This window comes from Martelella sp., from assembly GCF_984369615.1.
This window is the reverse complement of sequence record NZ_CFHTCS010000131.1, coordinates 1-10,887: the sequence shown is the minus strand read 5'-3', so window position 1 is coordinate 10,887 and position 10,887 is coordinate 1. Positions and strand designations below refer to the sequence as shown.

Here is a 10,887-nt window from a genome sequence, read left to right as displayed (position 1 = left end):
GACCGCGGAGCGGGCGGGCCGGTGCAACTGCGGCCGAGCGTCCCTGCCCGGCCGGGTGAGCGGGGCTGGCCAGCCCTGCGAAGAACGACGGGCCGGGATGGCGCAGGCGGCGGTTGAGCGACAGCATCACCGAGCCCAACCGATCTGCGACCGGTCCCTTTCCTCCTTCTTCTTCATGCCGCCGCCCCGGCCTTCTCCCCCTCCTTCAACACCTCATCTGCCAGATCGGCCTCGATTTCGGCGAGTTGTTGGCGCTTCTCGGCAAGCTCGTCTTCGAAGCCGAATTCTCCGCCCTGGCAGGATTGATAGGAGGCCCGCCGGCGCTTGGCATCATCGAGGCGGAAGCGGTATTGCGAGCGCTCGTCCTCGAAGCCGGAAAGCACATGCTCGATGCGCGAGACCGCACCGAGCGGCGTGACGGTTAGCGCAAGGTCGATGTCGGTCTCCACGCCGGTCCGGACGAGTGCAACGTCATATTGGAAGTCGCCCTGAACGTAGCGCTTGCCGGAGAAGACGAGATCGAAGCCGCCTATATTTGCGATGACCGTTTCGCCCTCTTCCTGAAGATGTACCAGCGTCATGATTTCCTTCATCAATGCCCGGCCGGCGGGCTTGCGCTCGGTGAAGTATTGGCCGCCCACGGTCATGGCGAAGGCCTCGCCTACTGTCGGAATCCTGCGTTCGATGTCCTTGCCGATCTCGGAGATCCGCCGCGCGTCGTGCTCGATATCGCGCTCGGCATTGCGGATCTGGCGGCGAACGGCGAAGAGATCGTCTCTATGCGCGGCGCGCAAGCGTTCGAGCCGGGCGATATCGGCCTCGAGGCCTGCCTTCTGCATCAGGCGCTGATCGCCGGAAGCGATCGCTTTGGCCATGGCAAACTGGTTGGCCTGCCCCTCGCCCAGATCTTCGAGCCGGCGGACGGATGTGTCGCCGGACAGCGCCGCAGCGATGAACCGGGCCTTGCGCTCGTTGTTCTGCCACATCTGCGCATCCATCGAGCCTTCGGTGGCGTAAGCGAAAATGTCGATCTCGTCATGCTGATTGCCCTGCCGCTCAATGCGGCCCTCGCGCTGCTCGATCTGGGCGGGAAGCCAGGGCACGTCGAGATGGTGAAGCGCCTTCAAGCGAAGCTGGGCGTTGACACCTGTACCCATGGTCTCGGATGAGCCGATCAGGAAGCGGACCTTGCCCGCGTTCACGTCGGCAAACAGCCGGTGCTTGGCTTCGGTCTTCTTGTAATCCTGCATGAAGGCGATTTCCGACGGCGGGACACCGAGCCGGACGAGCTCGTCGCGGATCCAGCGATAGGCGGAAAAGCCTCTGCTTTTCTCGACGCTGATCGTGCCGAGATCGGAAAAGATCATTTGCGCCGCACCGGGCAACTCGAAAGGCTTTCCCTCGCGGGTCAGGTAGGTATTGGCGCCGGTCTCGCGCCAGATGCGATAGGCGTTGGCGATCAGCTTGTTGAGCTTGTTGTCCGGCTCGTTGTCATTGTCGGGATCGACCAGCCGGAGATCAATCGCCGCATGGCGCCCGTCGGTAATGACGGAAAGCAGAATGTCGTCGCCGGGTTGGGCAGGACCCTCGCGCATTTCGATGGCCTTGATGCGGGCATCGAGGACCTGCTGATAGAGCTTGAAGTCGTCGGTCGGCTTTGCGGTAACGATCTGGCGCTTGCCAGTCGAGACGGCGGGGATTTTCACATATTGCTTCAGATCCTCCGGCAACACGACATCGGCGAAGCAGCGGAACATGGCTATCAGTTCCGGCACATTGACGAAGGTCGCAAAGCGTGAGACGGGCTTGTATTTGCCCGAGGGCTGCAATTCGAGTTCGGTCGTCACATCGCCGAAAGTCGAGGCCCAGGCGTCGAATTCGTGCAGGCCGCGTTCCTTGAGCGCCTCAAATCCGAGGAAGCGCTGAACCGAGAACATCTCGCCGAGCGTGTTGGTGATCGGCGTGCCCGAGGCCAGCACCAGCGCGCGGCCCGGATTCTTGGTCTCGATGAAGCGGGATTTAACATAGAGGTCCCAGGCCCGCTGCGAGCCGTTCGGATCGACGCCTTTCAGCGTCGACATGTTGGTGGCGAATGAGAGTTTCCGGAATTCCTGCGCCTCGTCGACGATGATCTGATCGATGCCGATCTCGGAAATGGTCAGGAGATCGTCCTTGACGGTCGCCAGCGATTCCAGCCGGTCCTTCAGTCCCTCCTTCAACCGTTCCAGTCGCTTGCGTGACACCCGATCGTCGCCCTCGACCCTGGTGAGAAGATCTTCGTAGAGCGCGAGCTCATCCTCGATCATCTGCTTTTCGAAGACTGCCGGTACGGCGATGAACTTGAAGGCCGAATGGGTGAGGATGATCGCGTCCCAAGTGGCCGTCGCGGCGCGCGACAGGAAGCGGTGACGTTTGTCTTTGGAAAAATTCGTCTCGTCGGCGACGAGTATCCGGGCTGTCGGATAGAGCGCAAGGAACTCGCGGGCGGCCTGGGCCAGGCAATGGCCGGGCACGACCAGCATGGCTTTCGAGATCAGGCCGAGCCGACGTTGTTCCATGATGGCGGCGGCCATCGTCATGGTCTTGCCGGCGCCGACGGCATGGGCGAGATAGGTTGCGCCGGACGAGATGATGCGCCAGATGCCGCGTTTCTGGTGGCCATAAAGAACAAAGGCGCCTGATGCGCCCGGTAGCTGGAGATGGTCCCCATTGAAGGATCGGGGTGCGATATTGTTGAAGCGGTCATTATAGACCCGCGCCAGCCGGTCAGTCCGGCCCGGATCGGACCAGACCCAGCGCTGGAAGGCGGCCTTGATCTTGGTGAGCTTCTCCTTTGCCGCCTCGGTATCTACGACATTGAGGACGCGCCGCTCGCTGTCGCCGTCTTTGATCGTGTCGAAGATCTGCGGAATACGGCTGTTGAGGGCATCGGCGAGCAGTTCGCCGGCATGCCGGCGCTTGGTGCCCCATTCCGACGTGCCCTCGGCCCGGAAGGCCAGCATGCGGGCATCGACCGTCCAGGAGGCGAGTTCCGGCATGTGCCGGATCGTGATATCCGTTCCCATCGACTCCTTCACAAAATCGACGACATCACTTGCCGGAATCCATGGTGCACCGAGCCGGGCGGTGATCTCGGACGGGCTGAGATCGGCCGGCTGCACCGCCTCCAGCGCCTCGACATTGAGCCTGTAGGCCGGATCCAGCTCGGCGGCCGCTTCCGCGATCGCCAATTTGTCGCGGACCGGTCCGGATAGGTAGGCGTCGGATGTCTGCCAGGACCCGTCTGTCGGATCTCGATAAATCGCGCTGCCGAGTTCCGCGATGACGGTCTCCCGGTCTTGATGCAGCAGTTCGGCGATATGGTCTGGATCGACATGGCCGCGTTCGTTGAGGACGACGGCCAGAGCGTCGGCGGCGCTGGTGATCACCGGGGGCGATGGCGGGGCAATGACTCGTTCGGAGAAGATCGGACCGGGCTTCGCGGTATCCGTATCGAGATCGTAATTCTCGATGGAGGCGACCAGCCAGCAATCGGGATCGTCGAGGAAGGGCTGCAGGTTCGGGCGGCGATGCGTCTCGCGGGTTTCGCCCGTCGCATCGCTCTCCGAGATCGACACCCTCGTGTGGTTGATCGGCCCGAAATCCCGCACGAAGCTCGACCAGGCGATGCGCAGCTTCACCTGAAGATCGCGCCACGGCTGATCGGTCTCCTGGGCCTTGAGGACCGCGCGCACCGCATCGCGGACCGGGATCAGCTTCCTGACGATGTTGATCTGCTTTTCCGAAATCCCCTCGCCTGTCCGGCCCTTGCGGACGGGAACCGGCGCGGGCTTGCCGTGGAGAACCTGCATCAGCCCTTTCGGTGGGGCGATGAAGAAGCTGCCCTCGCGGACATGGGCGTCCCCTGGTCTGGCGACATCGGTCGGCGTCGTACCGAATTCGAGATCGAAATCGATCTCTCCGGGTTCGCCGTCATAGAGCGCTTCCGGAAGAAGATGGATTGCGGCGTCCAACGCAGCTTTGAGATCGCCGTCACCTGCCAGGCAGGTATAGGTCTCACCGAATGGACCAGATGTGGTCGCGTGGCGGCCGAGCACATGATCGGGGTGATCGGCGAACCAGCGGTTGACCCTGACCGCCTCGCTCTCCTCGCTGGCCGAAATGACCTCGGCCACGTCCAGCCACGCCGCGTCGCTCGGGGACTCGCCCGGCTTGCGCTTGCGGAAGAACAGTATGTCGACGACGACGTCCGTTCCCGCATCCTGCCGGAAGCTGCCTTCGGGCAGGCGGATCGCCGCGATCAGATCGGCGGATTTGGCAATGTGCTCGCGGGCCGCGGCATCCGCCTTGTCCATCGTGCCCGACGAGGTGACGAAGGCGGCAAGTGCACCGGGTTTCAGGAGATCGATCGATCGCGCAATGAAATAGTCATGCAACCGCAGGCCCATTGACCGGTAGGCGCGGTCGGATCGCACGGTCCGGTCGGAAAAGGGAGGGTTGCCGATGGCGAGATCGAAGTGCGCCGGCAGATCGGTACGCGCGAAATCACCTTCGATGATGCGGGCGACCGGCTGCAGGAACACGGCAATCCGGGCTGTCACTGGATCGAGCTCTACGCCCGTGAAGAACGAGGATGCACGAAACGGCTCAGGCATCAGGGCTGGGAAGAGCCCCGTCCCGATCCCCGGTTCGAGCACGCGACCGCCGAGCCAGCCGAGCCGTTCGAGACCTTCCCAGATCGCCCGGATGATGAACTCCGGCGTGAAATGGGCATATTGGGTGCAGCGGGCAAGCGAAGCGTAATCGGCCTCGTTCACGGCCTCCTGCAGCTCTTCGCCAAGGTCTTCCCACCCCTTCCGGAACCCGTCCTCGCCGGGCCGCGAGAAGATCGCATTGGCAAGATCGGAGGCGCCAAAGCCTGTGAAGTGAACAAGACGAGCCTGTTCCTCCGGCGTCGCGGGCCGGTTCTCGGCCGCGATTGTAGCAGCGAGCGAGATGGCGGCGAGATTGTCGCGCGCTCGGGCTTTCCAGCCCTTGGCGAGGTTCCGGCTACCGGAAAGATGAAAATTGCTGCCGCGCTCGGGCGCTTCGGCGGCTTGTCGTTCCGCGGGCCGCCGGCTCTTGGACCGGTTGGCCGCTGCCGCCGGCAGCGGTACGCCCTTGTCGGGTTCGATTTCTGGGCTGTCGGCAAAAGCGGCGACGCCGAAGCCAAGCCCGGAGGACAAGGCGTTCTGCAAACTGCCAAACATGTCGAGGGTGAAGCGGTCGTGGTCTGACATTGATGGTTTCTCCTGGATTGAGGGCGAACGAAGCCGCGCCGCCAGGGGACCCAGCGGCGTCGCCAGCGTGCGGATTTGAAAGCGGAGTTAGCGGGTGATCAGCGAGAACGAGATCTCGTTCTCGGTGAGCTGGATCCCGAGATGGGACGCGGCGAAGTGCCGGTTGAAGCTCGGAACGACAAGGTCGGCATCGATGAACTCGATGCCGTCATCGCCACCGAAATGCCGGCGCTTGTAATCCCACCAGTCGTCGCTGCCCTTGGGGTGGCACTCGTTCGAATAGACAACGAGCGGCTTTTGGCCCTCGGCGAGCTTGCCGTTGGAGATGATGTAGACGCCTTCGTCTCCCACAAGCCAGAAGCCGGGTTTCTCACCCTCGCCTGGTCTGGTGCCGTAATAGGGATTGCGAAAGCCGCCATTGGCGGCCGCGTCCTCTTCCCCGCGCGCGATAACCTTGCGCACCGCTTGAACCGGAAATGTGAACATGACGGACCTCACGCGGCTGCTGGCAGCGGAAGGTGGCGCAAATGAACGCGCAGCTTTTCCGAAATCTGCTCATCCGTCAGGTGGTCGAGCAGCTGAAAGCTGGTCCCCGGGCGACCGTAGACGATGACCGTTCGCTTGCCTCGATGCTCGGGCCGGAAGGCCCCTCCGGCATAGCCTCGATAGTCGTCCTGCGTGGCACTCCAGATGTGCTCGATCCGTTCTTCGCGGGTCATCGCCTTGACCGGCCAGCGTTCGCGCTCGACAATCGCGTCGCGCATCTCGTACGGCGAGCGTGGATCGGCAAGATCGCAATAGGCGTGAAAGAACCGCGTCACTCCATTGATGCTGAGCGTGTAGAAGACGCTGGTGATGCTGCCGGTCAGGAATTCGCGCATGGCGAACATCTCGCCGCGCATCCAGAGCGGCGGCAGGATTTCGAGCATGTAGTCGTGTTCGGGGCGGGCGATTTCGAACCATTCGCCGGCGTAAAGCGCACTGTCGTCTTTCTGCCAGCGGTCGGGTCGCCCAGCATGGCGGTCGAAGAGTCTGAACATCTGATGGCGGTCGGCGATGCCGAAATGGATCTTGCGGATGAGAGAGGTCATGGCGGGCTCCTTTGAAGCCTGTCACGGGCTGGAGCGCGGCGCACCCTTTCGGCATCACCATCTTCTTCAGCCCTTCCGGACCCCCTCCCGCGGCCGCCTCTCCGTCCGGCCGGGTCAAGGGCCGGCGTCAGCCGGGCGAAGCGTCACCCTTGAGGCGGACGGCGGGCATGCGGCATGCCGTCCTCGTTTTTCTCTTCTCCATCATTCCTTCCATTTCAAGGAGGCGTTCCAGTCATCTGATGGCGGCCTGAGCCGCTGCCAGTTGGAGCCTTCCTCCTCAGCGAGAACCCGCAGGCGCTCGGCAAAGGTCTCGCCCTGGCTATTGGCGTCGGTGGCTGCGACCATGAGGACATCCGGGCGGGCGGCGAGCCCGCGTAACGCAGCATCGGTCGATGACGACCAACCCCCGCCGGTGCTAAGGTAAAGCGATCCCGGACGACACTGTTCGATTGCCGCAAGGCTCATTGCGTCGATCGCCGCCTCGGCAACGCAAAGATGCGTTGCATCGGCGGGCCCGAGTCGGAAGAGGACTTTCGCACCTCCATTGGCAAAACCGCGCCATTCCGGACCGCGTTCCTCCCAGCCGGTGATCTGGCCGCGATCGTCTTTATGGGCGGCCCACATGCTGCCGTGCGGGCCTTCGCGCAGCACATCGGAAGCAATAGCTTGGCACAGAACCGGGTCGGGAATACCGCGCATCTCACTGAGATAGCGCCATGTCGCCGAGCCGCGCCACGGCTTGCGGCGGCTTTGCCAGCGTTCCGCCACGGTCTGGTCCAGCATCCTCTCCCTGGCCTGACGGGTCCAGGCGGGCTCTGACGGCATGAAGCCGATGAGGGCGGCGACGACATAAAGGGCGGCGGCGAACGGGATCCCGTCGAGATGTTCAACAAGGCGGAACACGTCGCCCTTGGCGTCCGACAAGGGGTCAAACCAGCCCTTGCCGTCATGAATGACGATGACGATGTCGCCGCCGCGGCGGTATTTGACCGCTTTGCGGGTGCTTTCCTTCAGATCGACGGCAAAGCCGGCGGATTCCAGGACGGCCCCACAATTCACTTTCTCTCTCAGTTCTTCCAGTTCGGCTTTTTCCATTCACTCTCCGCGTTGCGCGCGGTCCTCTGTCCGGGTTTGCGCTCCCTCACTTTTCGGGGCTGGACCCGGAGGCCGCGAAGAGCAAGGCAGGACAAGGGCGCGGATGGCAAGCCGGCAGTTATGACGGGTCGCGGTTTTCGCCGCCAGAAGCGGCGAAGCCTCCCTTGCCGGCCGCCGCGCACAAGCGGCATGGGTGTTCTGGCTGGTCTCTTTAATACCTTCGGCGCCAAGGACCTCAATAGAATAAAGTATAACATTTTCTCGCAAAGCAGTGGTTTGCGAATGCAGCCGCTATCCGCTATCAACCATACACACGCGTAGCAATTTCCCTTCTTCCCGCCGCAACCATTAGGCTCATGCAGCAATCACATTCGCCGTCCAATGCTAAGGAAACCAGATGGACCACGTGACACGCCTGCCCGAATTCTCGGTGATCGTATTCTCCTTCCTGCTCCACTTTGTCTGGGAGTTCTGGCAGGCACCCACCTATGCGGGCATGATCGAGATGAACCATTGGGAAGGCATCAAGCTCTGTTCTTCGGCAACATTCGGGGATGTCGGATTCGCCATGACTGCATTCTGGATTACCAGCGCTGCCGCACGATCCCGCTTTTGGTTTGAAGCACCCAAAGCCTGGCAGATACTGTTGTTTGTTGGGGTCGGCATCGCTCTGACTGTTGGTTTTGAATATTATTACACCAACATATCGCAGCGCTGGACCTACTCCGATCTCATGCCGCTGGTGCCGCCGTTCGGAACAGGACTGAGCCCGCTGCTGCAGTGGGTTTTCATCCCGCTTGCCGTGGTCTGGCTTACACAACGGCAGGCCGCAGGGGCCAAAGCCATGGAGGACCGGAAATGATGAACGACACAATGGGAGGCGGGATTATGGGGCTTGGCGGTGTCTGGATGCTGCTGATTGCCATTCTGGTAATCCTGGCCATTGCCGCACTGGCCAAGTACCTCATGAAGTGAGGCTGCAATCCGTTCCGTCGATGACTTGACCGGTCGGACGTGCGGTAGAAAGGCTCCATTCCCCTCTGCCATTAGGCTGCGGGCCGGCAAGCCGTAGACAGCAAAACATACCGGGCGATGCGTGTTTTGATGACGGTATTCATCAAATGCAACAAACCGCACGCGTTGCCGTCACAGTCCAATGTTTTCGGATTAAGGATTGCCAGGCTCTACGTTGTCGCGAGCCTGCCGTGCGTGGCTAACTCACTGTGAATTGCCCCATCATGCCGGCATCTTCATGCTCAAGAATATGGCAATGATACATGAATGGCGTTTCCTCGGCCGCTGGCTGAGTGAACTGGACAAGCAGCTCCGTTTCACTGTCGACAACGACCGTGTCCTTCCATCCCAGGCTCTCCGGCCGCGGTTCTCTTCCGTTCTCACTGATCACCTGAAAGGAGACACCATGAACATGAAACGGATGCGCGAGCATGCTGGTGCTGATCACCCACTTCTCGGTGTCGCCGAGGCGCACGCGGTCGTTGATGATACTCATGTCGAATGGCTGCCCGTTGATGGCCATGCCGCCCATCATGCCGCGACCCATTCCGCCAGATCCCATCATTCCGCCTCGCATGCCCATATCGAGAGAGAAGTTGCGCAGCTTTGACACCCTGGCGGCTGTGAGGTCAGGTTGATCTCCACCGAGCACATCGGGGATGCGGGTGACTTTGGCGGCAAGCCGCTCGTCGACCAGAAACGGAAGCACTTCGAACCGCCTGCCTCCGGTTATTTCATCGAGCAGGCCGCGGGCCCTTCCCATCATGCCGCCCATACCCGCATTGGGGTCACCCTCACTCATCAGCGACATGCCATGACCATCCGAGAAGTCGACCAGAATCTCGGCACGTTCTCCCGGTCCGAGGCGGAGCGTCTCAAGCTGTACCGGGGCTGGCAGATATCCACCGTCAGTTGCGATCAAGTGAATGGGTCTGTCGTCGCTGGAAAACAATGAATAGATCCGCGCATTCGAACCGTTGATCAAGCGTAGCCGCACGACTGACTTCGGCACAGCGGCGACGGAACCTGCCTGACCATTGACCAGTATCGTGTCGCCGGTCATGCCATGCATGATATCCATCATCGAGTTGGCGTAGGCAAGCTGGCCGTCCGTGGAGAAGCGGCGATCCTGAAGCAGCAGCGTCATGTCATCGACGCCATAGGTTTCCGGCAAGCCTCGTTCGCCGTCGAGCCCGTCTGCTACGTGCAGCACGCCGGCCAGTCCGGCGTACACGTCACGCGCGGTTCGACCATGGATGTGGGTATGAAAAAAGGCGGTGCAGGGCCCCTGTCCAATTTCCATGTCCGGCGCCCATACCTCTCCCGGTTTGACGGGCAGGTGTGGCCCTCCGTCGTGATTGCCTGGCACCACCAGGCCATGCCAGTGCGCGCTGACCGGCCATGACAGTCCGTTTTCCACACTCGGCCGCAGCGCGCCGTTGCTTATCCGAACCACGGGTCCGAGATAGGCTTGATTGAAGCCAATCGTTTCTGCTGGATGGCCCGGAAAGAAGGATGTTGTGCCTGACTGGGCAGTGACCAGAAATTTTCCTGTGTCGACTGTGTCGATCAGCGGCGGAAACTGCAACACTGGACGACCTGCGGCACCAGATGAGGGTGAGATGAAGCGGCTATCTGCCCATGCGTAGAGGGCGCTGCTGGCTGTAAGTGCCGCGCCACCGGCGAGCAGGTTCCTTCTCTTTATCATTGATATGTTCCTTTCGGCAGAATTCGTCTGGTTCCACGGTCATCAGTTCGCTTGCCCATCAGACCACCTCAAACCAGGTGTTCATTCCGGCTGCCGCATGTTCAAGCATGTGGCAATGGAACAGCCATTTGCCGGAACTGTCGGCCACGAAAGCGATCTCGGTCGTCTGGTCAGTGGTGGGCGATTGCGCCTGCCCGTAGAATTTACGGCTTTCAAGAGTCGCGGGGCTCGATCAGATCGCGATAGGAATCGATCAGTGGACGGTTACTCACAGTAGACCTCGCATACTCACCATCCATCTTTTCCAGTGCCGCGAGCATGAATTCGGCGATGTCAAGCCGATCTTGCCGGCAGGCATACCTGAACACGCGCAGGATATCCCGCTCCAGGATTTCGGTTTTCGAGATCACAGCTACCTCCCTATAAAAGTCAAGCCTGCGCCTTTCAGCGACAGGAATGTCAAATCACAATTTCCTCAACGGGCCGTTGGCCTAGCCGATTGTAGACAGCAACGGGAACGTCTCCAAAAGCCAGAAGGCGAAAGCGGACAGATATCCTGTCATCATGGCGACTCCCATCAAGATCATAACCGCTCCGGCGAATGTCCGCAGAATACGCCCGAGGCGTCCGAAGGTCTTCAATCTTGCTGCCAAGGCGCCGGTGAAAACGGCGGCAAGCAGGAACGGCACACCGAGGCCCA

General features: G+C 61.3%; 7 protein-coding genes and 2 pseudogenes. 1 reads left to right on the top strand and 8 read right to left on the bottom strand.

Annotated features, from left to right (window positions below; all coding sequences use genetic code 11):
* Positions 1-173 precede the first annotated feature (173 nt).
* From AC5DC2_RS12055 to AC5DC2_RS12040, 4 genes are all read right to left on the bottom strand, one after another.
* A complete protein-coding gene (locus AC5DC2_RS12055; RefSeq protein WP_024706430.1) occupies positions 174-5,279 on the bottom strand; it encodes a helicase-like domain-containing protein in 5,106 nt (1,701 codons plus the stop codon).
* Between the two features lie 87 nt (positions 5,280-5,366).
* Positions 5,367-5,765, bottom strand: coding sequence for a DUF3085 domain-containing protein (locus tag AC5DC2_RS12050; protein WP_024706431.1), 399 nt, complete (start codon positions 5,763-5,765; stop codon positions 5,367-5,369).
* A gap of 8 nt (positions 5,766-5,773) precedes the next feature.
* On the bottom strand, positions 5,774-6,370 hold the full coding sequence (locus AC5DC2_RS12045; protein WP_024706432.1) for a DUF1419 domain-containing protein: 597 nt from the start codon (positions 6,368-6,370) through the stop codon (positions 5,774-5,776).
* Between the two features lie 201 nt (positions 6,371-6,571).
* Positions 6,572-7,465 carry a DUF3991 and toprim domain-containing protein gene (locus tag AC5DC2_RS12040; protein WP_491698643.1) on the bottom strand — a complete coding sequence of 298 codons (894 nt, stop codon included), beginning with the start codon at positions 7,463-7,465 and terminating at the stop codon, positions 6,572-6,574.
* Positions 7,466-7,862: 397 nt separating this feature from the next.
* Here AC5DC2_RS12040 and AC5DC2_RS12035 point away from each other — a divergent pair, with 397 nt between their 5' ends.
* Positions 7,863-8,327, top strand: coding sequence for a hypothetical protein (locus AC5DC2_RS12035; protein ID WP_024706433.1), 465 nt, complete (start codon positions 7,863-7,865; stop codon positions 8,325-8,327).
* Between the two features lie 351 nt (positions 8,328-8,678).
* On the opposite strand, the gene AC5DC2_RS12030 is transcribed toward AC5DC2_RS12035, so the two are convergent.
* The 4 genes and pseudogenes from AC5DC2_RS12030 to AC5DC2_RS12015 all read right to left on the bottom strand — a co-directional run.
* Positions 8,679-10,187, bottom strand: a complete 1,509-nt coding sequence (locus AC5DC2_RS12030; RefSeq protein ID WP_024706434.1) for a multicopper oxidase domain-containing protein — start codon at positions 10,185-10,187, stop codon at positions 8,679-8,681.
* A gap of 58 nt (positions 10,188-10,245) precedes the next feature.
* Positions 10,246-10,347, bottom strand: a pseudogene (locus AC5DC2_RS12025) (multicopper oxidase domain-containing protein); the annotation flags it as partial.
* A gap of 52 nt (positions 10,348-10,399) precedes the next feature.
* Positions 10,400-10,597 (bottom strand): hypothetical protein, encoded by a 198-nt coding sequence (locus AC5DC2_RS12020; RefSeq protein ID WP_024706435.1) that lies wholly within the window; start codon positions 10,595-10,597, stop codon positions 10,400-10,402.
* Positions 10,598-10,678: 81 nt separating this feature from the next.
* Positions 10,679-10,887 (bottom strand): annotated as a pseudogene (locus AC5DC2_RS12015) (cytochrome c biogenesis protein CcdA); the annotation flags it as partial.